Genomic DNA, 24,663 nt, shown 5'->3' on the forward strand with positions numbered 1-24,663 from the left:
GAAGATCGCCGGAAAGCAGTGGCCGCATAAGGTCAATAGGGTCGGTTGTGCGGGTGCGCGGGGGGTTGGTAATTTTTGCCTCCAACGGGGCCGGGGTCATTATCGACTCACCAGAGTCGTTCGGGGGGAAGATGGCGGACGACGAAAACGAACGAGTTCTCGCCGAACTGCACAAGGAGCTGTCCGCCAGACCGCTGACGATCGGGGTCGTCGGCGTCTCCGGGGTGGGAAAGTCGACCCTGGTGAACACCATTTGCAATACGGACCTGCCGACGAGCGCCACCGTCGCCTGCACGAAGGAGTTCGAGGCGCAGGACGTCGTCCTGAACGCGCAGGACGGCACGGTCCGGGATTATCGCGCGAAGCTCAGGATCGTCGACGCGCCGGGGCTCGGGGAGAGCGTCGACAAGGATCCCGAGTACCTCGCGATGTACCGGTCGGAGCTGCCGAAATGCGACGTCGTCCTCTGGCTCAGCGCGGCCCGGAACCGCGCCGTCGCGCTGGAGCAGCGGTATCTCCAGGAGCTGGCCGAGTTCGGTGACCGTACGGTGTTCGGGCTGAGCCAGGCCGATCTCGTGGATCCGCTCGACTGGGACTCCACGGTGAATCTCCCTTCCGAGACGCAGGAACGGAACATCCGGGAGATCTGCCAGGACCGCGCCGCGAAGTTCTCCGACGCTCTCGGAAAAGACGTCACCTTCATCCCGGTCTCATCGGGGAAGCGGTACAACCTACAGCCCCTCTTCACGGAGCTACTGGAAAGGTCCCCGGACGAGCGAGCCTGGATGATCGCCCTCCTGAAAGCCTTCACCGTGGACGACTGGATCCCCGAGGGCTTTCGCGAAGACCGGTCCGAATCCTCCCGGAGCGCGGGCCAGAGCGGATTCTCCGGGCTGTTCCGCAAGAAGCGCGACTGACGAAGCGCGCGACGATTCACCGCAACGATCGAGTTTCACCGAGTGGACGAGCAGGGGGCAGTTCATGGACGCCGCCGACCGGGCGAAGATTCAACGGCAGATGAGCATGTACAGCCAGAGCGAGCAGCAGCAGCTCGCCCGCACGGAGTCCTCCCTGGAGAAATGGGCGAGGACGATCAAGGAGATCACCGGAGTCGTGGTCAACATCGCCAAGATCATGAAGGAGATCCTGGAGATGCTGGACCGGCACAACCGCCGGTAACGGCTCCGCGCACGCCGGAACCACGACGAGCCCTGGCCACCGCAAGACGGCCAGGGCTCGTCCCGTCCCTGCCCGCGGCGGGCGCATCCGTCCAGCCTGGGAGTTGTCCCATCGGCGCGGTCCATCGACTCGGGAAGACCGGCCGGTTATGCTCCGACCCTATAAATGCCAACGACACCCCAAGGGCAACGGATGAGTGTCGACGAGACGGCCCCACTTCGCGTCCTCGTGGTGGACGGCGACCCCAATGTCCGAGCTGACGTGACCTCCCTGCTCGACTCCAGCGACGAGCTCCAGGTCGTCGCCGAGACGCCCGATCCCGGCGCGGTCCGCTCCCTCGCGGGTCGGCTGCGGCCCGACATCGTCCTGCTGGACACCGCGTCCGCCGACCACGCGGGCCCGCTCAGCCACACCTCGCGGGTCTTCGTCCTCGCCCGGAGTGACGGCCCCGCCGTCCAGGACGCCCTCCGCGCCGGCGCGTGCGGGCACCTCGTGCCCGGCGACTTCACCGTCCCCGACCTGATGCGCGGCGTCCGGGACGCGTCCCGGACCTCGCTCGGCCTGTCCGCCCGCGAGTCGGAGGTCATGGACCTCATCGCCACCGGCCGCTCCAACGGCGAGATCGCCCGCCAGCTGTTCCTCAGCGAGAAGACGGTCAAGAACCACGTCAACCGCATCTACGCCAAGCTCGGCGTCAGCTCCCGCGCCACCGCCATCGCCCTCTGGCGCGGCATGGTCAGCGTCCTCCCCGCGCGGGACTAAACCGATTCGCACTAGGTCCGCAGCTCCTGATACTGTTCCTCCTGTCGCAAGGGCCCCCGGAGGCCCACCGACAGGCGCCGTTAGCTCAATTGGCAGAGCAGCGGACTCTTAATCCGCGGGTTCGGGGTTCAAGTCCCTGACGGCGCACCCGTGACTCTTCTTGACAGGGCGTTCTTCATTAATGGAGAGCGCCCTTCGTCGTCTCCGTCGTCCTCCCGCGAGGGCCTGGACCCTCCCCTGCCGTGAGTCAGGCCCTCGCGGATCGCGGGTTCTGTCAGGGCGTCGTGGCGACCGTGGACTCGGGAATGAGCAGGAACGCGTGGTAGAGGTTGAATTCCCCGTCCCATGCGCGGTCCAGGTGGATCTCGGCGTCCCGGTTGGGGAGGTTTCCGGCCGTGGCCATCGCGAAGTTCGTGCCGCGCAGCCGCAGCGCGCGCGCCAGCGGGTGGCCGGTGGCGTCGGGCAGGCCGGGGATGGGAGTCGGCTCCCACAGGCTCGCGTCGGTCTCGTTCATCCGCAGGATCACCACCGCGTCGGCCTTCGCCACGTTTCCCCGGATGCCGAGGTACCGCCCGTTGGGCTGGGACCGGATGTGATAGGCCCCGGGTCGGCCGGAGGCGGGCTCGAACTTCCAGTAGACCGAGGCGTTGTTGGGCCAGGGGTCGGCGAAGAAGGTCTGGAGTTCGTCGTTGTCGGACGTCTCGGCATCGCTGATGCCGTCCGGCATGAGGTAGGCGTTGATCACCTTGTGCACGATCAAGACCTTGCCGGTCGGGATGTCACCGGTGTTCTCGGGCACGGGGTCCGTCTCCTGGGGGGTTGAGGGTGCTTATCTCCTTCATCCCCGCACTGAACGTAATTGACTGATCGCACTAGGTAGATACTTGGGAGATTAGGGCGGCGCGTCGAGTCGTCGTCGAACGTCGTCAGTATCGGGACGCCGTCGACCTGCCGGTGGCGCGGTGTCGCCGAGCGGGCTGAGCGGCGGCGTCGGACGGGCATCCGGGCTGCTCCGATGGGTCCCTTGTCTGCCGTCGCTCTACCCACGTCGGTCTCGGCTGGGCGTCGCGTCGGCTGTGTCGGGGGCCAGGTGCACGACTTCGTCCACGGTGCCGGGTGGTGGAGGCGTGTGGGTGATCAGGAGGATGCCGGGTCCGTCGGCGTCGCCGAGGACGTCGGTGAGGAGGTCGTGGGCGGTGCCGGGATCCAGGTGGGCGGTGGGCTCGTCCAGCACGAGGATCCGCGCGCCGGTCAGGAACGCGCGGGCGAGCGCGATGCGCTGCCGCTGGCCGCCGGAGACGCGGACGCCGTGCTCGCCCACCTCGGTGTCCAGGCCCTCGGGCAGGCTCGCGATCCAGTCCCAGACGCGGGCGCGGCGCAGCGCGGCGACGATCTCGGGTTCGGTGGCGTCCGGCCTGGCCAGCTGGACGTTGGCGCGGATGGTGGTGGCGAACAGGTGCGCGTCCTGGTCGACCAGGACGACGACCCGGCGGACGTCGTCCTGCGCGTAGTCCCGGAGGTCGTGGCCGTCGAGGGTGACGCGGCCGTGGTCCGGGTCGCGGAAGCGGACGAGCAGGTGGGCCAGGGTCGTCTTCCCGCTGCCGCTCGGCCCGAGCAGCGCGACCCGGCGGCCGGGACGCAGGTCGAGATCGAGGCCGGTGAGCACCCAGGGCGAGTCGGGGCCGTAGCGAACGTGGACGTCCCTGACCTGGATCAGGTCGCCGCGCGGCGCGGGCAACGGGGACGGCGGATCGGCGGCGGGCGGTGCTGGGGCGGTGAGCGCGGCCAGCCGGACGGCCGCGCGGTGCGCGGTGAGGAGGTCGCGGGCCGCGTCGGGCAGCGGGCGGACGGCGTCGAACGCGGCCATGGCGACCAGCGCGAGCGCCGCGAGGAGCACGCCCGGCAGCGCGCCCCGCTGAACGGCGGACAGCCCGGCGACCAGCACGGCGAGGGTGGTGGCCGAGGTGAGCAGGACCGTCGCGGCGGCGCCGGACGCGGCGACGCGGGCGTCCCGGCGCGCGACCCGCTCCAGGACGGCGTCGGCGGCGGCGATCCGGGCGAGCTGGCCGTCCGCCTCGTCGAACGCGACCAGGTCGGGCGCGGCGTGGACGAGTTCGACGGTCTCGGCGTCGAGCGCGCCTCGGGCTTCCGCGCGGCGGTGGGCGGTGGCGCGGGTGAGCGCGACGGTCGCGGCGGGGATCAGCAGCGCGGCGGGCAGCAGTCCGAGCGCGAGCCAGAGCCCGGCGGCGGGGAGGATCGTGGCCAGCGCGGCGGCCGAGCCCGCGCCGACGGCGAGCGCGATCAGCGGTGGGACGAGGCCGCGCAGGTAGAGGTGCTGTGTCGCGTCGACGTCGGCGACGAATCCGGTGAGCAGGTCGCCGCTGCGCGCCCCCGGCAGCCCGGCCGGGACGAGCGGCTCCAGCCGCCGGAACCAGCGCACCCGCAGCGCGGCGAGCAGCCGCAGGCTCGCGTCGTGCGCGACGAGCCGCTCGGCGTAGCGGAACACGGCGCGCGCCAGGCTGAGCGCCCGCACCGCCGTGATCACCATGGCGAGCGTGCCGAGTTCCGGGCGCAGCGCCGCCCGCGAGATGAGGTAGCCGGACGTCCCCATCAGCGCGACACCCGCGCCGAGGGCGAGCGCGCCGCACAGCGCGGCGACGGCGAAGCGATGCGCCGACGGCCGAGCCGCCGCGATCAGCGCGACCAGCGGACGCCCAGGCGGCGGGCGTCCGGTCATGTCACGGTCGGTCATGTCAGCACGTCCGCGGCTCGCCGGGGGCGGGGCGCCGTCAGTTCGACCACCTGGTCGGCGCCCTCCGCCAGCCGGGCGTCGTGGGTGGCGACGACGACCGTCCGGCCGGGGAGGGTGCGGACGGCGTCGATCACGAGCCGCGCGGCGGCCGCGTCGAGATGGGCGGTGGGCTCGTCCAGGAGCAGGAGCGGTGCCGGACGGGCCAGCGCCCGCGCCAGCGCGAGGCGGCGCACCTCCCCGGCGGAGAGCCCGGCGCCGTTCTCCCCCACCGTCCGGTGAAGGAGTGCCCCGGCCCCGACCGACTCGGCGGCGGCGACCGGGCTGCGGGAGTCGGCGGAGCCGATGGCTTGGAGCGCCGGGCCGGGACGCAGCCGGGGACGTTGCGGCAGCCACGCGACGAGCCGCCGCCATTCGTCCGGGTCGACGGCGGAGAGGTCGGTCCCGTCCACGGTGACCAGCCCGGACGTCGGCGCGACGAACCGCAGCAGCACGGCCAGGAGGGTGCTCTTGCCCGCGCCGCTCTCCCCGAGGACGACCGTGCGCTCCCCCGGCCGGATCTCCAGCGAGACGCCCTCCAGCACGGGCGGGCCGCCGTCGTAGCGGACGGTGACGTCCTCCAATCGAACGATGCCGAATCCCGCCGGGTGAGGCGGGCCGGGCGGCGGTGGGACTGCGGGCGGCAGCGCGAGCAGTTCGTCGATCCGCCGGGCCGCGGCCATCCCGTCCGCGCCCGCGTGGTATTCGGCCGCGAGGCCGCGCAGCGGCCCGTACAGCTCCGGGGCGAGGACGAGGATCGCGAGGCCCGCGTCCAGTCCGAGGCCGCCGGTGACGAGCCGGAGCCCGATCCCGACCGCGACCAGGGCCGTCCCGAGTGTGGCGGCCAGTTCGAGGACGAACGCCGACAGGAACGCGACCCGCAGCACCCCCATCGTCTCCCGGCGGTAGCGCTCGGTGTTGTCGGCGACCGCGTCGGCCTGGGCGCGTCCCCGGCGATAGGCGCGCAGGGTGGGCAGACCGGTGACGACGTCCAGGAAATGTCCGCTCATCCGGGTGAGGGCCCGCAGGCGGGCTCGCGTGCGGGCCTGGGTGGCGCGTCCGATCAGCGCCCCGAACAGCGGGATCAGCGGCAGCGTCACCAGCATGACCAGCGCCGACAGGACGTCGTGGAACGCGACCCAGCCGAGGATCGCGGGCGGCGCCAGCACCGCCGTCATCACCTGCGGCAGAAACCGGGCGAGGTGGATCTCCAGCGCCTCACCGCCGTCGACCACCGCGGTCACGGCCTCGGCGGCGGGCACCCGTCCCGGCCGGACGCGGACCAGCCGCCGCAGCACCCGTCCGCGCAGTTCACGCATGATGCGGTTCGCCATGACGCGGCATCCGGCGTCCCGGGCCCAGCCGACCGCCGCGCGGGCGACGGCCACGGCGGCGAGGCACAGCAGCGACGGCGCCAGCTCCCGGACGCCGCGATGCTGGAGGAATCCCGCGACCACGACGTGCGCGAACAGGACCACCTGGACGATCGTGAGCGCCGCCGCGCACGCCGCCGCCAGTCCCGCCGCCGCCAGGAGGCGGTGGACGCCCGGGACGTGCCGGGGCAGCCACGAGTCGGTCCCGCGCATCGGCCGGCTACTCCGTCTCCCCGGCCTGCGGCCCGTCGCCGTCCCGCCGCTTGGCGCCGCCTCGGGTGATCGCGTGCAGCGGGCTGGGCGGTCGCGCGAAGTCGTCCCGCGACAGCCGGGCGCGGAACACCCAGAGCGCCCAGAACTGGTAGGCGAGGACGACGGGCAGGAAGACCGCCGTGATGATCGTCATCGCGACCAGCGAGTAGTGGTTGGACGCGGTGCCGTAGATCGTCAGGCTGGGCGAGCCCGCCGTGGACGACACGAGGACACGCGGGTACAGGCGCGCGAACAGGGCCGCGACCAGCAGCACCGTCGCCGCCGAGGTGCCCGCGAACGCGGCCGGGACACGTCCGGCCAGGGCCAGCGGGCCGGACGCCGCGGCAGCGGCCAGGCTCAGCCCGATCAGCACGAGCGCCGGTGTCCGGTACGGGGCGGACGACCACGTCTGGACGGCCGTCCACACCACGAACGCGATCAGCAGCGCGGCCGCGGCGGGCCACAGCGCGAGCGCGGTCCGCCGCGCCCGGCGGGCCAGGCCGTCCTTCGTGCGGAACGCCAGGAACAGCGCCCCGTGCAGCGCGAACGCCACGACGAGGGCGAGCCCGGCGAGCACCGAGTAGAGGTCGAACATCCCGAGTTCGCCGCCGGTCAGCTCGCCGCGCGCGTCCATCGGCACGCCGCGGGTGATCTTGGCGAAGACGACGCCGAGCAGGAACGGGATCGCCGCGCTCGACGCGGGCAGCGCGACGTCCCAGCGGCGCCGCCAGCCCGGATCGCTGTGCTTGTTGCGGTACTCGATCGCGACGCCGCGCACGATCAGCGCGACCAGCACCGCGAAGAAGACCAGGTAGAAGCCGGAGAACATGCTCGCGTACCAGCCGGGGAAGGCGGCGAACGTGGCCCCGCCCGCGACGATGATCCACACCTCGTAGCTGTCCCAGACGGGCAGGATCGTGGCGAGCAGCGCGTGCCGCTCCGGGTCGTCGCGGCCGAGGAACGGGTAGAGCATGCCGACGCCGAAGTCGATGCCGTCCAGCAGGAAGAACCCGATCCACAGCACCGCTATCAACGCGAACCACAACGTCTGGAGGTCGAGGTGCCCTGACGTGGTGCCCATGGACGGTGCGCCTTTCGACGGTCAGTACAGCATCGGCGGGAGCGCGTCCTCGCGGGTGATCTCGGGGGCGGGGCGCTCCGGGCCCGTCCGGACGGCGCGCAGCATCAGCCACCCCTCGATGACCGCGAGAATCCCGTAGACGACGGCGAACCCGCTCAGCGTCGCGATCACCTCGCCGGTGCCGACGAGCGGGGAGATGCCGTCGTGCGTCCGCAGCAGCCCTTGGACGATCCACGGCTGGCGTCCCATTTCGGTGAACAGCCATCCGGCGGTGTTGGCGAGGAACGGCAGCAGCAGGAACAGGTACGCCGACCACGCGAACCAGCGGGACCGGTCGAGGCCGCGCCCCCGCCACCGTCCGAGCCACAACCACACGAGGCCGTACAGGAGGGCCAGGAAGCCGATCGTGACCATCACGCGCCACGACCAGTAGACGCTCCCCACGATCGGCGTGTATCCGCCCGGTCCGTAGCGCCGCTCGTACTCCCGCTGGACGTCGTAGATGCCGCGGATCTCGCCGTTCCAACTGTTGGTGGCCAGGACCGAGAGGCCGTGCGGCAGGACGATGTCGACGTCCGTCCGCTCGGGGTGCTTCTCCCACGGGCCGATCGCCAGCAGAGACAGCGGCGCGGGCGATTTCGTCTCGTACAGCGCCTCCGCCGCGGCCATCTTCATCGGCTGGACCCGCGCGATGATCTGCGCCTGGTAGTGCCCCACGCCGATCACCACGACGGCCGCCGCGACCGTCACCCACAGCGCGCCCCGGACGGCCGCCCGGAACAGTACGACGTTCTCCCCCTTGCGCAGCCAGTACGCGGACACGGCGATGACGAGCAGCCCGGTCGTGACCAGCGACGCCGCGATCGTGTGAAAGAAGTGCGTGAGCTGCAACGGTTGCAGAAGGACATCCCCCAGCGAATCCATCTCGGCGCGCCCGTCCTTCAGGACGTGCCCGACCGGATGCTGCATCCACGAGTTCGCCGCGAGAATGAAGTAGGCGGACGCCGTCGTCCCCGCCACCACCATCCAGATCATGGCCAGATGGACGCGCGGTCGGAGCCGGTCCCACCCGAAGAGCCAAAGCCCGAGAAACGTGGACTCCAGGAAGAACGCCACCACGCCCTCGATCGCGAGCGGCGCCCCGAACACCGAGCCCACGAACCGCGAATACACCGACCAGTTCATTCCAAACTGGAACTCCTGCACGATCCCCGTCACCACACCCAACGCGAAGTTGATCAGGAAGAGCTTCCCGAAGAACCGCGTCATCCGCAGATAGTGCTCTTTCCCGGTACGATGCCACGCGGTCTGCATCCCCGCCACGAACCACGCCAGACCAATCGTGACCGGGACAAAAAGAAAGTGATACACAATGGTGACCGCGAACTGCCATCGATCCAGCGCAGCGGTCGCCCCCACGAACACCCCTCCGAACAACCCGGCCCCGCACCGGTCCACTCAGGATTCCCCACCCCCCGCCCCACCAAAAGAACCACCCGTCAAATCTCAACCAAGCCCCCACCCCAAAACCCGCTCATCCCCCCGAACCCCTTACTCACCCGCCCAGCTAGGAGCATAAAGGGATGAGCCACGAATTCGCTCCCATGCTGCGCCTCGTGGGCGAGGGTTTACTCGTGGTCCAAGGTCAGAGCCTGGTGGATGTAGGTGCGTAGGGCTTCTTTGTCTATTTTGGCGGGGTCTTTTAGGCGGACGTGTCTGGTTGTTTTGCCCTTGCCTTCCAGGAGGCCGTGGGGGTCGGTGAACTCGGCGCCCCGGGTGAAGGCGAGGGTGATGTGGGTCTTGCTGCGGCTGATGATGGCCAGGAGTTTGTCGGCCTTCCAGGCCGGGGAGCCCCGGCTGATCGTCTCCTCGGCGTTCGGGGCCTCCTCGCGCATCAGGGTTCGGACGATCGTCACGATCTCCTGGTGTTGCGGGGAGAGGTACTTCTTCATGTACTCGTCGATCTCGTTCATGGGTGTCCCCTCAGAGGGTTGTGAGGTCGATGGCGGCGGCCAGGGCGGCGGCGCCCGCGTCGTTCGGGTGGAGGTGGTCGCCGGAGTCGAAGGCGGGACGGAGCGCGTCGGGGACGCGCGGGTCGGCCAGCGCGCGGTCGAAGTCGGCCACGGCGTCGTAGGCGCCGCTGGTGCGGATCCAGTGGTTCACCGCGTCGCGGATCCGCTCGTTGGCCGGTGTGTCGTAGCCCTGGGCGCCCTTCATCGGCGTGATGGTGGCGCCGACGATCCGGACGCCGCGGGCGTGCGCGGCGCGGATCAGCGTGCGGTGCGCGTCGATGACCTGCCGCGCCGTCACCTTCGGCGAGGCGCCGCAGCCGAAGTCGGGGAACCCGCCTCCGCCGATGTCGTTGAGCCCTTCGAGGACGATCACGGTCCGCACGCCGGGCCGGTCGAGGGCGTCGCGCCGGAAGCGGCCGAGGCCCTTCTCGCCGTAGCAGGGCGAGTCGGCGAGGAGTTTGTTGCCGTTGATCCCGGCGTTGACGACGGTTAGGCGCCGGCCGGAGGAGGTGAGGCGTTCGGCGAGCCGGTCCGGGTAGCGGCGGTCCGTGTCGGGGGTGGAGCCGTAGCCGTCGGTGATGGAGTCGCCGAACGCGACCACCGTCCCGCGCAGGGGCGGCGCGGTCCCGGCGACGTCGACGCCGGTCAGGAAGTACCGCGAATGGCTGGTCTCGCCCGCGAACGCGCCCGGCCCGGTGTCGGAGAGGTGGTCTCCGGCGGCGCGGTAGGTGGTGGTGAGGCCGCCCTCGTGGAACGTCGCGGGGCCGGTCGGCCCGGCGAAGTAGAGCGTCACGGTCAGGGATTCCAGGGGCGCGACGGGCAGCGCGGCCGGGTCAGAGGCGGTGGAGCCGCCCGCCGGGACGACGGTCGCCGCGCGGTGTCCGAAGCGCAGCGTCCGCAGGGTGCCGGGGCGGAGCGCCGCGCCGCCGCCGCTCTCGGCGACGGTCGCGCCGGTCACGCGGAGCGGGGACGTCCCGTAGGCGTTGGACAGGCGGATCCGCACGCGCGAGCCGCCCGCGCTGATCCGGACCACCTGCCGGACGGACTGCGCGGCGAACCCGTCGAGCGACCAGTTCGGCCCGTCCCACTCGTTGCCCGGCACGGGATGGTGCGGCGCGGCGCCCCACGCCCCGTGCCAGGTGCCGGGCGGACGCTCGGACGCCGAGGCGGCTCCAGGCGGGACGGCGAGCGCGCCCACCAGGGCGACGGCGAGCAGGCGGCGGGTCGGGCGACGGAACATGGAGAACCTTCCGGGGAGTCGGACTGACCCCGAAGACTCTCCAGCGACCCCCTTACATTTTGTTTACGCCCGTTTCGCGTCGGCCCCCGGTCCTATAGTTCCGCCATGCGTTTCGGGGTGCTCGGGACGGTCTCCGTGTGGACGGACGACGGCCGGACCGTCAAGGTCCCGGGCGTGAAGGTCCGCGCGCTGCTGGCGGCGCTGCTCGTCCACGAGGGCGATCCGGTGTCCGGCGACCGGCTGATCGACTGGCTGTGGGGCGACGCGCCGCCCGCCGGACCCGCCGCCGCGCTGGCGGTGAAGGTGTCCCAGCTCCGCCGCGCGCTGGCGGACGCCGAGCCGGGCGGCCGGGCGCTCGTCCGGTCGCCGCCGCCCGGCTACCGGCTGGACGCCGACGCCGTCGACGCCCGCGAGTTCGCGCGGCTCGTCGACGAAGCGGGGCGGGCCGCCGGACCGGAGCCGAAGGCGGCCCTGCTGTCCGACGCGCTGGCCCTGTGGCGGGGCCCGGCCTACGCCGACGTCGCCGACGAGCCCTTCGCCGGGCCGGTGATCGCGAAGCTGACCGAGCAGCGGCTCACCGCCGTGGAGGATCTCGCGGAGGCGCGGCTCGCGCTGGGCGAGCACGCCGCGGCCGCGGCCGAGCTGGACGCCCTGCTCGCCGGGCATCCGCTGCGCGAGCGCGCCCGCGCGCTGCACATGCTGGCGCTCTACCGGTCCGGACGGCAGGCGGACGCGCTGGCCGGGTTCGACGCGACCCGCGCGCGGCTCGCCGACGAGCTGGGCCTGGACCCGGGCGCGGAGCTCACGGCCCTGCGCGCGGCGATCCTGCGGCAGGACGCCGCGCTCGACCCGCCACCGCCGCGGGCCGTCGGAGTGGCGCCGCCGACGACGAACCTCCCGGCGGCGGTCACCCCCCTGATCGGCAGGGACGAGGCCGTCGCCGAGGTCGGCGCCCTGGTGGAGGCCGGGCGGCTCGTCACGCTGACCGGCGTCGGCGGGGTCGGCAAGACCCGGCTGGCGGAGGCCGTGGCCGCGGGCCGGACCGGCGCGTTCGCGGACGGCGTGTGGCTCGTCGAGCTGGCCTCGTTCGACCGGGCGGACGACCCGGACGCGGCCGACTGCCTGGCCGACACGATCATGGCGGTGCTCGGGATCCGGGACGCCGCCGCGCCCGGTGACGCCGCGTCGGCCGCGGACCGGCTCGCGCGGGCGCTGCGCGTGCGCCGGCTGCTGCTCGTCCTGGACAACTGCGAGCACGTGGTCGAGCCGGTCGCCGAGCTGGTGAGCGGGCTGCTGGCCGCCGTGCCGGGGCTGAGCGTCCTCGCGACGGGGCGGGAGCCGCTCGGGCTGGCGGGCGAGGTCGTGTGGTCGGTTCCGCCGCTGGACGTCCCCGAGACCGGGGCCGGTGCCGCAGAGCTGGAGCGGTACGGCGCGGTCCGGCTGTTCGCGGCGCGGGCGTCGGCGGCGATGCGCGGTTTCGCGCTGTCCGAGGAGAACGCGGACACGGTCGCCGAGTTGTGCAGGCGGCTCGACGGGCTGCCGCTGGCGCTGGAACTTGCCGCGACCCGCGTCCGGACCCTCGGCGTGCGCGGTCTGGTCGCGGGTCTCGACGACCGGTTCCGCACGCTCGGCCACGGCTACCGGGACGCCCCGCCCCGCCAGCAGACCCTCCTCGCCGTGATCGACTGGAGCTGGCGGCTGCTCACCGGCCCCGAGCGGATCGTGCTGCGCCGCCTCGCGGCCCACGCCGACGGCTGCACCCCGGAGGCCGCCACTGCGGTCTGCGCGACGGACGGCGACGTGCTCGACGTCCTGTCCCGGCTGGTGGACCGGTCGCTCGTCGTCGCCGACCACGGACCGGACGGGCCCCGCTTCCGGCTGCTGGAGTCGGTGGCGGCGTTCTGCGTCGAGCGCATGGCGGACGCCGGTGAGCTGGACGCGGTCCGCCGCCGCCACCGCGAGTACTACGCCGATCTCGCCGAAAAGGCCGATCTCTACGGGCACGGGCAGCGCGACTGGCTGGCCCGCCTCGACGCGGAGGGCGCGAACCTGCGCGCCGCGCTCGACGGCTCCGTCCAGGAGGGCGCGGCGGCGACGGCCCTCCGGATGGTCAACGCGCTGGCCAGGTACTGGTTCCTGCGCGGACGCCTCGGCGAGCTGGACCGTTCGGCGCAGGCTGCGCTGGGCCTGCCGGGGGACGTCCCGCCATCCGCCCGCGCGACGGCCCTGGCCTGGCGGACGGCCGCCTCCTTCCTGCTCGGCGACGTCGGCGGATGGTGCGACCGGCACGCCGCCGTCATGAGCGCTTTCGACGCCGCGAGCGACACCGATCCGGTGCGCCGTGTCCGGGCCGAGTGGCTGCTCGCCTACGCGGAGATCGACCTCGGCGACGTCGCCGTGGTCGGAGAGCGGATCGACCGCGTCCTCGCCGCCGCCGAGACGGCCGGGGACGCCTGGACGCAGGCCGCCGCGCTCTCCCTCCGCGCCAAGCACGCCCACATCGTCGGGGACTTCCCGGCCCTGGACGAGGCGGGCGAACGCGCCGCCGCCCTGTTCCGCCGCCTCGGCGACCGGTGGGGCCTGCTCCAGGCGACGGAATGGCTCGCCGCGTCGGCCGCCCTGCACGGCGACCACGACCGGGCCGCCGCGATCCACCGCGAGTCGCTCGCGATCGCCGAGGAGCTCGGCCTGTGGACGGAGGCGGCCGGCCAGTTCGCCTGGCTCGGCTGGAACGCCATGCAGCGCGGCGACCACGCGGCGGCGCTCGACCTCAGCGGGCGGGGGCTGCGGCTCGCCGTCCGGCAGGACGCGCCGCTGACCGTGGTGTTCGCGCGGCTCGGCGTGGCGTTCGCGGCACGCCGCCGGGGCGATCTCGACACCGCCGAGCGCGAGCTGCGGGCCGTCCTCGCCACCGCCGACCGGCCGGACGACGGCCCCGGCCTCCCGCTCTACCTGCCCGGCGCGCTGGTCGAGCTGGGGCGGATCGCGCTGGGGCGCGGCGACGCGGCGGCGGCCGGGCGGCGGCTCCGCGAGGCGTTCGCCGCGGCGGCGCGGCTCGGCGCCGTCCGCGACACGGCCGCCGCGCTGGACGGGCTGGCCGCCGTCGCCATCGCGGCAGGACGCCCGGACGACGCGGCGCTCCTGCTCGGCGCCGCCGCGAGCGCCCGCGAGTCGACGGACACGCTCGTCGCCCCGTCCGACCGGAGCGAGATCGACGGGACGGCGGCGGCCGTCCGGACGGCGCTCGGCGGCGAGGCGTTCGACAAGGCGTCCGCGCGGGGCCGCGCGCTGGGCCCGGCCGAGCTGAACGCCCTGGTCGAGGGGCAGGACGGCGCGGAGATAAGCATTCGGTAATCGCGCCCCGGCATGATCGTCCGGGCGACGCGGGCGCGCACGACGCCCTTGACCCGGGAGAGCGATGAGACAGCGGCTGAGCGTGATCACCCTCGGCGTGGCGGACGTCCGCCGCGCGACCGCCTTCTACGAGGCGCTCGGCTGGCGGGTGGACGCCGCCGTGGACGACGAGTCCGACCAGATCACCTTCTTCCAGGCCGGAGGGGTGATCGTCTCGCTGTGGGACCGCGCGAAGCTCGCCGCCGACGGCGGTGTCGCCGACGGCGGCGGCTGGGGCGGCGCGACGCTGGGCCACAACCTCGGCTCGCCCGAGGAGGTGGACGCGGTCCTCGCGGCGGCGGAGGCGGCCGGGGCGACCATCACCCGTCCGGCGCGGGCCATGTTCTGGGGCGGCTACTCCGGCGTGTTCGTCGATCCGGACGGCCATCCGTGGGAGATCGCCCACAACCCGGCCTGGACCGTCAACGACGACGGCTCGGTCACCCTCTGACTCGGTCACCCTCTAAAAGGAGCAGCGAAAATGAGCGTTCGTCATATCAATCCCGAGGGGCTCTCCCGCAATCCGGCGTTCAGCCAGGCGGTGGTGGTCGAGCATCCGGCGAAGACGATCTACGTCGGCGGGCAGAACGGCGTGAACGCCGAAGGGAAGGTCGTCGGGCCCACGGTCAGCGAGCAGACCGCCCAGGCGCTAAGCAACCTCGCGACCATTCTCGAAAGCGAAGGGGCGACCCTCGCCAACATCGTCCACTGGAGGATCGCGGTCGTGGACGGCCACGCCTTCAACGAGGGTCTCGCCGCGTTCCAGCAGGCATGGGACCCGGCCGACGCGCCCCCGGCCATCACCGTCCACGTCGTCGCCGGTCTCGGCCCCGGATTCCTGGTGGAGATCGACGCCGTCGCCGTCGTGTGAATTCGCGGCGTCAGCCCGCCAGTACAGACCGGGCGAGAGCCCGGATCTCCTCATCGGTGAGCGGACGTCCCAGCCGGGACAGTTCCGCGTGGCACACGTCCACGACGGCCGGGATCGACGAAGGGTCGACGCTGACGCCGAGCCGCCGCAGGATGTCCGCCATGACGAGCGGCCCGCTCTGCGCGGTCAGCGGAATCCGGCGCTCGTTGCCGAACAGGGCGGGTTCGACGCAGTTGTGGATCAACGGGTCCACGTCGCGCTCGGCGACGACCCAGTCGCCGCCGCCCCAGGAGAACGCGTCCCGGCCGGTGATCGGCTGGTTCGCCGCCGCCGGGTGGCCGGTCAGCTCGGCCCCCTCGCGAGCGAGCCCGGTCAGCGCGTCCAGCCGCAGCCCCGTGCGGACCCCGTACAGCGCCTCGAAGGCGGCGGCCGTGGCGGCGAGGTCGGCGTTCCCCGGACCGCCGCAGTAGCCGTTCACCGACGACTCGACGACGACCGCGCCCGCCCGCACCGCCGCGACGGCGCACGCGACGCCGAGCCCGAACGTGTTGTGCGGGTGGATCCCGACCTCGACGCCGGGCGCGGCCGACACCGTCGCCTCGACCAGCCGGGCGAACGCCTCGGGCCCGACCGCGCCCGGCCCGTCGAACAGGACGATCTCGTCAGCGCCCGCGCGGGCCACCGCCGCCGCCGTCCCGGCCAGGTCCTCGTCCGTCAGGTAGGACACCAGCGTCAGCGCGGCGGCCACCCGGAGGCCCCTCGCCCGCGCGTGGCCAACAACAGCGGCGGCCCGCACGACGACCTCGTCCCGGGACGCGGGGACGGGCCCGCCGAACATCCCGGACGCGGGCCCGAACCCGGGCACGGCCACCTGCACGGCGTCGTATCCGAGGTCCCGCGCGAGGTCGGCGGCCTCGGCGGTCGACACGAACGGGCAGGACACCACGCAGTCCGGCCGCTCCGCCCTGATCAGCGCCAGCTCGGCGCGGACGGCGTCCGGGTCGCGGCCGCCGGGCCCGGCGGTCACGATCTCCGGTACGCCCGAGCGGGCGAGCGAGCGCAGGAACCCCGCCTTCGCCTCCCGCGCGGCCGCCACGCCGGGCATGGACTCGATCGCGCGCATCGACGTGTCGCGCAGCCGGACGTGTTCGGGCAGCACCCCGGTCACGGCGGCGTCGCGGTTCGCGGGAGCCACCGACCAGCGGCCCGGGACGTAGGCGCCAGGCGCCCGCCCCCGGCCGATGTCGGCGCGGAACCGTTCGATGCGGTCGTCCACGGTCAGGCTCCTCCCGAGACGGCGAGCGCGGCGATCGCCTCGTGCCCGTCGACGTCGTGCAGGCGGGCGCCCGCCGCGCGTTCCACGGTCAGCGGCACGGGCGGCGTGCGGGGGACGTCCCCGACGGTGTCACGGGCGGGAGGCCCCCGCCAGCGCCGGGACCAGCTCGCCGAACGCCTCCAGCTGCTCCGCCGGGTCGTACAGCGGGTAGAGGATCAGCTCGTCCGCGCCCGCGTCGAACAGCTTGGCCAGTTGCTCGGCGCAGCGGTCCGGCGGGCCGAACACGGCGACCCGGTCGGTCATGCTCGCCGCGTCGTAGACCGGGTTGCCGCCGAACGCGCGCTCGAACGCGGGGATCAGGCGCCGCCGCGCCTCCTCCTCGTCCCTCTCGACCGCGACGTAGACGCTCTTGGAGATCGTGAAACCGGCCGGGTCGCGGCCCTGCTCGTCCATCTCCCGCTGGACGAACGCGAGCTGCTGGAGGAAGTCGTCGGTCGCGACCGGAGCGGCGCCGGTCCACCCGTCGGCGATGCGGACGGCGCGGCGCAGCGCGGGCTCGGCCCGCGCCCCGATCCAGATCGGCGGGCCGGGACGCTGCACCGGCGCCGGCTGCACCCCGATGCCGGAGAACGAGTAGATCTCGCCGTCGTAGGACGCCGCCTGGGACTGGCTCCACAGCGCCCGCATCACGCCGATCCCCTCGATCAGCCGCTGGACCGGCCGGTCCGTCCGGATGCCCAGCGCGGCGAGGTTCTCCCGGTGGTAGGCCAGGCCGACGCCGATGCCGACGGTGAGCCGCCCGCCGGAGAGCTGGTCGATGGTGGCGAGTTCGCGGGCCTGGACGGCCGGGTTCCGCCGCCCGGAGTACAGCACGCCGATGCCGAGCCGGAGCCGCTCGGTGACGGCGGCCAGGTACGACAGGACGTGCAGCCCGTCGAGCGAGAAGTTCGCGGCGCTGAGCGTGTCCTGCGTCCAGATCCCGCCGAAGCCGAGCTCCTCGGCGCGGCGGGCGAACGGGACGAGCATGTCCGGGGCGTTCGGCGCCCCGACCGACAGCCTGGACGGCGGCGGCGTGGAAGACATCGAAACCATCCCGGTCAGGCGATCTCGCTGCCGAACACGGTGATCGCCGACTCGCGGTCGACCATCTTGCGGAAGCCCGCGACGACGTCGGCCATCTCGGGCGTCGTCAGGCACTCCTGCCAGGCGTTCCAGGACTCGACCTCGATGTCCTCGACGACGTCCCACGGGGACGGGCCGCCGCGGGACCCGCCGAGCTGGAACACGCGGAAGCTGCGCACGCAGGGCTGCCGCCGGGTGATCTCCTGGTCGACGGTCTTCGACCACTCGACGTACTCCTCGGCCGTCACACCGGGCTTCAGCTTGTACAGGGCGTAGACCTTCTGCACGCGTTCTCTCCGTTTCGCCTCGCCACCGGGACCGGCTCCGGAGGCGCACCGCCCCTCCGGAGCGGCTCCAAGCATGAAGAGTTCTGTTGTCCTTGTCAACACAAGCAATGGCCGGACGGCCTGGCATATCCTGCAGATAGCGCTTCTGAACTGCGCTTTCTCGGAAAGTCACTTACCAAGCCTCGCAGGCCGAGACGGATAGGTCCCCGAAAGTGTTGACAACCTCAACACTTGGCGGGGCGCCGGTGGGTTCGGGGCCCCCGCTCCCGTCGAAGACCGTCCGTCCCCGTGCGGACGGGCTTCGATACAACCCACCGGCGAGCTCATCGGCGTCCCCGCCCGGCGCCGGTCAGCGGTCGGCGGCGGGCAGGGCGACACGGGGCGTCACCGCGAGGCGCAGGCCGAGGACCCCGTAGGAGAGGCCGAGCCAGACCGTCCCCGGGTAGGTGCCGCCGTCGTCGCCGAGCACGCCCTGCCCGACCCCCGCGACGAGCAGCCACAGCCCGCAGAGCAGGAACTGCCAGCGCAGCAGGCCGCGGAAGCGGCCGACCCTGGCGACGGCGATGCCGGTGACGAGCATGCCGAGCATCGACAGCGGCCAGCACATGTCGAACGGCGTCACCCAGCCCGGGGTGTCGTCGGGGTAGGCGATGACGAGCGGGCACCAGATGATCGCGGGCACGTTCAGCGCCATCTCCACGATGGGGATGTAGCGGCCCTTGCGGCGCCCCGTGGCGTTCGTCGACAGCACGAACACGGCCAGGGACATGACCCCCAGCATGAACGCCATGCCGCCCCAGATCTCGACGGGGACGACCTCGTCCTGGACGCGGTTCCCCGCGATGAGCAGGCCGGTGATCCAGGCGGCGGTCCCGGCGACGACGGCGAGGCCGGTGAGCCGGGCGCGGAGCAGGAGGCCGCCGGGCGCGGAGTCGTGGGGATCCGGCGAGTAGATGGAGCCGGGCTGGGCGTGCGTGGTCATCGGTGTCTCCCGTGACGGGGCGGCGCAGGGGCGCGCCGCCGATGACCCCGACGCTCCGTGCCCGATGTCCCGGGCGCCCAGTGACAGGTCCGGCGGGTGCGCCCCGTCCGGCGCCCTTCTCTCCGGTGACCGGTGTCCCAGCGCGCCGGGACACCGGCCCCAGGCAGGCGGGACGTCCCACGGGTCAAGCTGGGCCGATGAGGAGCGCCCGCCCGGCGCCTCGGGGCGAGCGGCTCCTGAGGCCGCCCGCCATCGCGGTCGCCGTGCTGTGCGCGGCGGCGAGCGTCGCGACCGTCTGGCTGGACGTCCTGCTGGCGGGCGGCGCCAGGGCGCCCTACCCGCTGGACTGGGCGCACTGGGGGTCGTCGCTGTCCGGCCTGCCGGTGGCGGTCGCGGGCGGCGTCCTCGCGACGCGGCTGCCGCGGCATCCGCTGACGTGGCTGATGCTGGCGGGCGGGTCCATCGCGGTCCTGGACGGGGTCGCCGCCGCGTACGCGTCGCTGTCGGTGCTGGAGCACGACGGCGACCTGCCGCTGACGGCGTTCGCGGTGTACGCGGGCGGCCGCTTCGGGCCCATGATCAACATGATCGTGCCGCTGACGCTGATGTTCTTCCCGGACGGCCGGCTGCCCTCGCCCCGCTGGCGGTGGCCGGTCGGCGTGGCGATCACCGCGCAGACCATCGGGGTCGTGGCGCTGCTGATGGTGCCGTGGGAGGTCTTCTCCCAGGGCGAGCCGCTCGCGCCCGGGCTGGGGGACGTCCCGCTCGACCCGCTGACTCCGCCGCTGCCCGACGGCTTCTGGCCGGTGTCGGGCGCCGCGTTCTGGGTCGGCTTCATCATCTCCTTCGGGGTGTCGATCTCGGCGTTCACCGTCCGGTTCCGCCGGTCGGACCCGGCGCGGCGGGCGCAGTTGCGATGGATGCTGCTGGCGCTGGTCGCCAACGTCGTCCTCTTCGCGGCGGGCATGGTGCTGACGGAGGTGACGCCGCCGTCCGTGGACTGGTGGGTCGGCGACATCTCCCTCGTCCTCATGCACGCGGCGATCGCGGCGGCCGTGCTGGTCGCGGTCGCCCGCTACCGCCTCTACGACGTGGAGCTCCTGCTCGGCTGGACGCTCCTGTACGCCGCCCTCGCGGCCGCCGTGATCGGCATCGACGTCGCGGTGTTCGTCGGCGTCGGGACGTTCATCGACGAGCCGCTCGCCGCCGTGGCCGCCGCCGGGGTGGTGGCCGTCCTGTACGCGCCGCTGCGGCTGCGGCTCCAGCGGTGGGTGAACCGGATCCTGACGGGACGCGCCGAGCCCTACGACGTGGTGTCCGCGCTGGCGCGCCGTTTGGAGCGGTCCATGGAGCCGGACGAGCTGCTGCTCGAAGTGGCGCGCGTGGTGGCGGAGTCGTTCCGGTCCCCCTACGTGCGGGTGGAGCTCGACCGCGCCGACGGCCGCACCTCCGTGGTCGAGCACGGGACGCCCCGCGACGACGTCGTCGTCCTCCCGTTCGGCTACCGGGGCGCCGCGATCGGGCGGCTGGCGCTGGTGCCGCGGACGGGCTCACGGCTCCCGGCGGCCGACCAGCGCCTCCTCGCGGACGTGGTCCGGCAGGCGGCCGCCGCCGCCCGCGCCACCGCGCTCACCGAGGAGCTGCAGCGCAGCCGGGAGCAGCTCGTGACGGGCATCGCCGAGGAGCGCCGCCGGCTGCGCCGCGACCTGCACGACGGCCTCGGCCCCTCGCTCGCGGCGGCGGCGCTGAAGATCGAGGCGGCCCGCAACCTCGCGCCGCGCGACGGCGACGCGGCCGACGCGACGCTCCAGTCGGTCCGCGCCGACCTGTCGGCGGTGCTGTCGGACGTGCGGCGCCTCGTGCACGACCTGCGCCCGCCGTCCCTGGACCAGTTCGGCCTGGTCGGCGCGGTGGAGCAGCTCACCGAGCGGTTCCAGGGCCGGACGCTGCGGGTACGGTTGCGCTGCGCGGGCGAGCTCGCGGCGCTGCCCGCCGCCGCCGAGGAGGCGGCGTACCGGATCGTGGGCGAGGCCCTCGCGAACGTCTCGCGGCACGCGGCGGCCGCGCGCTGCGACGTCCGGCTGGAGGCGGCCGGGGACACGCTGGAGGTGGAGGTCATCGACGACGGGCGGGGCGTCCCGCCGGGCGCGCTCGCGGGGGTCGGCCTGGTCGGGATGCGGGAACGGGCCGAGGAGCTCGGCGGGCACTGCGCGGTGACGCCGCGGACCGGCGGCGGGACGCGCGTCCACGCCGTCCTGCCGCTGGAGCCGCGCCCGGCCGCCGGTCCGGAGCCGCTGCCGCTCGCGCGGAGCGCGCCGTGACGCCCCGGGTGCTGCTCGCCGACGACCATCCCGTGTACCGGGACGGCCTGCGGCTGATGCTGGAGTCCACCGGCGAGATCGAGGTCGTGGGGACCGCCCCGGACGGCGCGGTCGCCGTCGAGATGGCGGGACGCCTGCACCCCGACGTCGTCGTCATGGACCTGCAGATGCCCCGGCTCGGCGGCGTCGACGCGACCCGCCGGATCCTCGCGGCCCGCCCGGAGACCGGCGTCCTCGTGCTGACCATGCACGAGGACGACGAGAGCGTGTTCGCCGCGATGCTCGCCGGAGCCCGCGGCTACCTGGTGAAGGGCGCCGACCAGGACGAGATCATGCGCGCGGTGTCCGCGGTCGCGGGCGGCGAGGTGATCTTCGGCCCGGCGCTGGCCGGGCGCGTCACGGACTACTTCGCGCGGATCGCGGCGGCCCGTCCGGCCGGGGAGCCGTTCCCGCAGCTCACGGCGCGGGAGCGGGACGTCCTCGAACTGGTCGCGCTGGGCCTGTCGAACCCGGCGATCGCCAAACGGCTCGGGCTGTCGCCGAAGACCGTCCGCAACAACGTGTCGAACGTGTTCGCCAAGCTGCAGGTCGCCGACCGCGCGGAGGCGATCGTCCGCGCCCGCGACGCGGGCCTCGGCCGCTGACCGGGACGGCGGCGCCGGGATTGTCCGCACGGCCCGCCGCGCTTTTGTAGGCTGCGACGATGAGGGACGATCTGCACACTCGCGCCGTCGACGCCTTCATCGAAGCGGCCAACGAGGGCGACGGCGACCGGCGGGCGGGCCTGCTCGACCGCGCGCTCACGGCCGACGTCGTGTTCTGGGGCCCGCTCGGCCGGAGGGTCGGCCGCAAGGCGGTCGAGGGCTTCCTCACCGAGGTGGTGCAGCGGCACCCGGCGGCGCCGTGCCGGCTCGTCCGCACGACGCGGGTGGACGCCCCGGAGGAATGGGCCCGGTTCGGCTGGCGCTACGAGGCGAGCGACGGCCGCAGCCTGCTGTCCGGCGTGGACATGGTGCACGTCACCCCCGGCGGCTGCATCGACCACTTCGTGGTCTTCGCGGGCTCCCTCGAATAGCCGCCGCCGTCCCGCGTCGCGGTGCCGCCGGTCAGGGGATCATGACGAGTTTCCCGGTGGCCTGGTCGTTCTCCATGTACCGGTGCGCGGCGACGACGTCGGCGAGGGCGAAGACGCGGTCGACGTTGGGCCGGTAGACACCGGCCTCGACCTCCTGGACGACCCGCTGCAACACGTCCGCGCCGCCCTTGGCGTCGTCGCTGTGGAAGGCGGTGAGCCTGGTTCCGGACGGGATCATCGCGATCGGCTGGAAGTCCTGGAGAATCCAGCCGCTGAGCGAGCCCGCCATGCAGACCGTCCCGCCGCGGCGGACGAGGCGGAGCGACTCCGGCACCGTGCTCGCGCCGACGAGGTCCAGGACGTGGTCCGGGCCGTCCGGCCAGATCGCGTGGACGCTCTCCGCCAGCGGCGAGCCGTCGTCGATGAGCACGTGGTCGACGCCCGCGGCGGACAGGGCGGCGGCCTTGTCCGGGCTGCGGGTCGTCGCGGCGGTCTGCACGCCGTGGCCGGACGCGATCGACGCGGCCGCCATCCCGACTGACGATGTCCCGCCCCGGATCAGGAGCCGCCCGCCCGGCGCGAGGCCCAGCGTGTCGAGCGAGCCTTGCGCGGTCAGGTAGGTCTCGGGCAGCGCGGCCAGGACGTCCCAGGGGAGCGTCGTGGTGACCGGCATGAGCAGCGGGTTCGGCAGCAGGGCGAATTCCGCGTATCCGCCATCGAACTCCCGTCCCATCTCGCCCATCACGGCGGCGACGGTCGTCCCCTCCGGCAAGGCGGGATCGGTCGAGGCGGCGACGACTCCGACGCATTCGATCCCGAGCACGCGGGGGAACTTCACGCTCGGGGAATGCCCTTGGCGCGTCCTGAGTTCCGACCGGTTCAGACCGGTGCCCTTCACTTGCACCAGGCTCCAGCCGTCCCGGACTTCCGGGACAGGGACGTCACGGACCTCCAGCACGTCCGGGCCGCCCGCCTTGACGCAGACCGCCGCGCGCATCGTCCTGCCCATCTCAGCTCTCCTCAGCATCGCGAATTCCCCCGATGACGCTAACGGAGCCCCACGACCTCGCCGCCGCGGACAAGGCAGTGGAGGGATCCTCGAGCCGCTCCGGTTCGTGCAAACGCATCGTCGAAGCGTTTTCGCAGGAACTGCACGCCGCTTACCACAAGGCCGGAATCCGCGGTTACAAAGCTTTTGCTGCCCGGTCGGAAAAAATCAACCGAGCGATGCACTCGGACACCGGGAAGCATACTTATGTGAGCCGGTCGGCGGCCTATGAGCCTCTCACCGGCAAGCGCGAGCGGCTGCCGTCCTGGGATCAGGTCGCCCAGTTCGTCCGAGTTTTCCGGGCGGAGGCGGCGGACCGGGGAATCGCCCCCGACTCGGTCGACACCATGGCGGAGTGGAAAGAGAAGTACGAGGCCGCGTCGGCGGCATTCTGGGCCGCGAAGCCAGTTCCGGGATCTCGTGTTCCTCGAACATGCGGACAGCGCTCTGTATCCGTCCAGTGAAGAAGATCTGGCGCATTATCTGCACGCGGTCCAGAAGCTCGGGCTCGCCGCGCTGATGCCGGGGCCTTCCAGGGCGCTCCTGCGTCGCCTCGAAGCCGAAATCTGAAAATTCCGCATGCACCGTTCGAACGGGGTTGCCCGGCCCTTCGGGAAAACACAGTATGGGGGCAGACCGCGTCCGTGCCGAACCGGGGGAGTCCACGTGAGCAGCGACGAAGAGTTCTTCGACATCGCCGAGCGGGAGCACGCCGCCGGTATCGACACGTCCGTCCCGCATTCGGCGCGCATTTGGAACTACTGGCTCGGCGGCAAGGACAATTTCCCGGTCGACCGGGCGGCGGGCGATCAATACGTGCAGACGTTCCCCGGCATCGTCGACGTCGCGCGCCTCACCCGGCACTTCCTCAAGCGCTCCATCCGGTTCCTCGCCGACGCCGGGATACGCCAGTTCCTCGATGTCGGGACCGGCCTCCCCACCGTCGACAACACCCACGAGGTCGCGCAGGGAACCGTGCCCGCCGCCCGCGTCGTCTACGTCGACAACGACCCTCTCGTCCTGCTGCACGCCCACGTCCTGCTCACCAGCACGCCGCAGGGCGCGACCGACTACGTCGAGGCCGACATGCACGACCCGGCGGCGATCCTCGAAGGCGCCGCGCGCACCCTGAACCTCGCCGAGCCGGTCGGCCTGACCTTCATGGGCGTGCTCGGCCACGTCCAGGACGACGACGAGGCCGCCTCCACCGTCACCCGGCTGATGGACGGCCTCGCCCCGGGCAGCTACCTCGCCATCGCGGACGGCGCCAACACCATCTCGGACGAGTTCGCCGAAGCGCAGCGCAATTACGACGAGGGCGGATCGGTGCCCTACAAGCTCCGCTCGGCGGGCCAGGTCCGCCGGTTCTTCGCGGGCCTGGAACTCCTTGAGCCGGGGGTGGTGCCCTGCCTCGAATGGCGTCCCGAGGTCACGCCCGTCGGCCCCCCGCCCGGCATCCAGCCCTTGGCCGGAATAGCTCGCAAGAACGGCTGACAAGCCCCACGACTCCTCTTTCGTGAGAAAGGGCCGAAGGTCCCCTCATGGCGGGACGCTCGGCTCTGACCGGCCGGGCCTTCCGATCGCCAAGGTGGAAGGGAGCA

At 73.0% G+C, this 24,663-nt stretch carries 23 protein-coding genes and 1 tRNA gene; 12 read left to right on the forward strand and 12 right to left on the reverse strand.

What is annotated here, in order from left to right:
* Positions 1-131 precede the first annotated feature (131 nt).
* From FXF68_RS02325 to FXF68_RS02340, 4 genes are all read left to right on the forward strand, one after another.
* On the forward strand, positions 132-917 hold the full coding sequence (locus FXF68_RS02325; protein ID WP_148757228.1) for a GTPase family protein: 786 nt from the start codon (positions 132-134) through the stop codon (positions 915-917).
* Positions 918-981: 64 nt separating this feature from the next.
* Positions 982-1,179, forward strand: coding sequence for a hypothetical protein (locus FXF68_RS02330; protein WP_148757229.1), 198 nt, complete (start codon positions 982-984; stop codon positions 1,177-1,179).
* 192 nt (positions 1,180-1,371) lie between these two features.
* Positions 1,372-1,941: a response regulator transcription factor gene (locus tag FXF68_RS02335; RefSeq protein ID WP_148757230.1), complete on the forward strand. Its 570-nt coding sequence runs from the start codon at positions 1,372-1,374 to the stop codon at positions 1,939-1,941.
* A gap of 74 nt (positions 1,942-2,015) precedes the next feature.
* Positions 2,016-2,088: transfer RNA gene (locus tag FXF68_RS02340), tRNA-Lys, on the forward strand.
* 127 nt (positions 2,089-2,215) lie between these two features.
* Here FXF68_RS02340 and FXF68_RS02345 read toward each other — a convergent pair.
* The 7 genes from FXF68_RS02345 to FXF68_RS02375 form a co-directional block, all read right to left on the reverse strand.
* Positions 2,216-2,740 carry an RICIN domain-containing protein gene (locus tag FXF68_RS02345; RefSeq protein WP_148757231.1) on the reverse strand — a complete coding sequence of 175 codons (525 nt, stop codon included), beginning with the start codon at positions 2,738-2,740 and terminating at the stop codon, positions 2,216-2,218.
* Positions 2,741-2,980: 240 nt separating this feature from the next.
* Positions 2,981-4,693 carry a thiol reductant ABC exporter subunit CydC gene (gene cydC / locus FXF68_RS02350; protein ID WP_148757232.1) on the reverse strand — a complete coding sequence of 571 codons (1,713 nt, stop codon included), beginning with the start codon at positions 4,691-4,693 and terminating at the stop codon, positions 2,981-2,983.
* Positions 4,690-6,315 carry a thiol reductant ABC exporter subunit CydD gene (gene cydD, locus FXF68_RS02355; RefSeq protein ID WP_148757233.1) on the reverse strand — a complete coding sequence of 542 codons (1,626 nt, stop codon included), beginning with the start codon at positions 6,313-6,315 and terminating at the stop codon, positions 4,690-4,692. Before cydD ends, cydC begins: the two co-directional genes overlap by 4 nt.
* 7 nt (positions 6,316-6,322) lie before the next feature.
* Positions 6,323-7,435: a cytochrome d ubiquinol oxidase subunit II gene (gene cydB / locus FXF68_RS02360; RefSeq protein ID WP_148757234.1), complete on the reverse strand. Its 1,113-nt coding sequence runs from the start codon at positions 7,433-7,435 to the stop codon at positions 6,323-6,325.
* A gap of 21 nt (positions 7,436-7,456) precedes the next feature.
* Entirely contained in the window at positions 7,457-8,854 is a 1,398-nt protein-coding gene (locus tag FXF68_RS02365) for a cytochrome ubiquinol oxidase subunit I (protein WP_148757235.1), read from the reverse strand.
* A gap of 209 nt (positions 8,855-9,063) precedes the next feature.
* Complete coding sequence (locus tag FXF68_RS02370) at positions 9,064-9,408, reverse strand: DUF1801 domain-containing protein (RefSeq protein ID WP_148757236.1); 345 nt, start codon at positions 9,406-9,408, stop codon at positions 9,064-9,066.
* A gap of 10 nt (positions 9,409-9,418) precedes the next feature.
* Positions 9,419-10,687, reverse strand: coding sequence for an SGNH/GDSL hydrolase family protein (locus FXF68_RS02375; RefSeq protein WP_148757237.1), 1,269 nt, complete (start codon positions 10,685-10,687; stop codon positions 9,419-9,421).
* Positions 10,688-10,792: 105 nt separating this feature from the next.
* On the opposite strand from FXF68_RS02375, the gene FXF68_RS02380 reads away from it, so the two are divergent.
* From FXF68_RS02380 to FXF68_RS02390, 3 genes are all read left to right on the forward strand, one after another.
* The gene (locus tag FXF68_RS02380; RefSeq protein ID WP_148757238.1) at positions 10,793-14,041 is read left to right on the forward strand and encodes an ATP-binding protein; all 3,249 of its coding nucleotides are present in this window, start codon (positions 10,793-10,795) and stop codon (positions 14,039-14,041) included.
* A gap of 64 nt (positions 14,042-14,105) precedes the next feature.
* Complete coding sequence (locus FXF68_RS02385) at positions 14,106-14,531, forward strand: VOC family protein (RefSeq protein ID WP_148757239.1); 426 nt, start codon at positions 14,106-14,108, stop codon at positions 14,529-14,531.
* Between the two features lie 30 nt (positions 14,532-14,561).
* A complete protein-coding gene (locus tag FXF68_RS02390) occupies positions 14,562-14,951 on the forward strand; it encodes a RidA family protein (protein WP_148757240.1) in 390 nt (129 codons plus the stop codon).
* 10 nt (positions 14,952-14,961) lie between these two features.
* On the opposite strand, the gene FXF68_RS02395 is transcribed toward FXF68_RS02390, so the two are convergent.
* The 4 genes from FXF68_RS02395 to FXF68_RS02405 all read right to left on the reverse strand — a co-directional run bounded on the left by FXF68_RS02395 (position 14,962) and on the right by FXF68_RS02405 (position 18,618).
* Complete coding sequence (locus FXF68_RS02395) at positions 14,962-16,227, reverse strand: (R)-citramalate synthase (RefSeq protein WP_148757241.1); 1,266 nt, start codon at positions 16,225-16,227, stop codon at positions 14,962-14,964.
* 129 nt (positions 16,228-16,356) lie between these two features.
* Complete coding sequence (locus FXF68_RS02400) at positions 16,357-17,310, reverse strand: LLM class flavin-dependent oxidoreductase (protein WP_187437673.1); 954 nt, start codon at positions 17,308-17,310, stop codon at positions 16,357-16,359.
* Between the two features lie 14 nt (positions 17,311-17,324).
* On the reverse strand, positions 17,325-17,636 hold the full coding sequence (locus FXF68_RS42015; RefSeq protein ID WP_187437674.1) for a hypothetical protein: 312 nt from the start codon (positions 17,634-17,636) through the stop codon (positions 17,325-17,327).
* Between the two features lie 349 nt (positions 17,637-17,985).
* Entirely contained in the window at positions 17,986-18,618 is a 633-nt protein-coding gene (locus tag FXF68_RS02405) for a hypothetical protein (protein WP_148757243.1), read from the reverse strand.
* Positions 18,619-18,815: 197 nt separating this feature from the next.
* Here FXF68_RS02405 and FXF68_RS02410 point away from each other — a divergent pair, with 197 nt between their 5' ends.
* The 3 genes from FXF68_RS02410 to FXF68_RS02420 are packed head-to-tail and all read left to right on the forward strand — an operon-like array spanning position 18,816 to position 22,014.
* Positions 18,816-20,939 (forward strand): sensor histidine kinase, encoded by a 2,124-nt coding sequence (locus FXF68_RS02410; protein ID WP_148757244.1) that lies wholly within the window; start codon positions 18,816-18,818, stop codon positions 20,937-20,939.
* Positions 20,936-21,583 carry a response regulator transcription factor gene (locus FXF68_RS02415; RefSeq protein WP_148757245.1) on the forward strand — a complete coding sequence of 216 codons (648 nt, stop codon included), beginning with the start codon at positions 20,936-20,938 and terminating at the stop codon, positions 21,581-21,583. Before FXF68_RS02410 ends, FXF68_RS02415 begins: the two co-directional genes overlap by 4 nt.
* Before the next feature lie 59 nt (positions 21,584-21,642).
* Complete coding sequence (locus FXF68_RS02420) at positions 21,643-22,014, forward strand: nuclear transport factor 2 family protein (protein ID WP_148757246.1); 372 nt, start codon at positions 21,643-21,645, stop codon at positions 22,012-22,014.
* A gap of 31 nt (positions 22,015-22,045) precedes the next feature.
* On the opposite strand, the gene FXF68_RS02425 is transcribed toward FXF68_RS02420, so the two are convergent.
* Positions 22,046-23,023, reverse strand: a complete 978-nt coding sequence (locus FXF68_RS02425; protein WP_148757247.1) for a zinc-binding dehydrogenase — start codon at positions 23,021-23,023, stop codon at positions 22,046-22,048.
* A gap of 32 nt (positions 23,024-23,055) precedes the next feature.
* On the opposite strand from FXF68_RS02425, the gene FXF68_RS02430 reads away from it, so the two are divergent.
* Entirely contained in the window at positions 23,056-23,526 is a 471-nt protein-coding gene (locus tag FXF68_RS02430) for a hypothetical protein (protein ID WP_148757248.1), read from the forward strand.
* A gap of 202 nt (positions 23,527-23,728) precedes the next feature.
* Positions 23,729-24,556, forward strand: coding sequence for an SAM-dependent methyltransferase (locus FXF68_RS02435; RefSeq protein WP_246178193.1), 828 nt, complete (start codon positions 23,729-23,731; stop codon positions 24,554-24,556).
* Positions 24,557-24,663: the final 107 nt, after the last annotated feature.

The sequence above is a fragment of the Actinomadura decatromicini genome (assembly GCF_008121305.1).
In the GTDB taxonomy this organism is placed as follows: domain Bacteria; phylum Actinomycetota; class Actinomycetes; order Streptosporangiales; family Streptosporangiaceae; genus Spirillospora; species Spirillospora syzygii.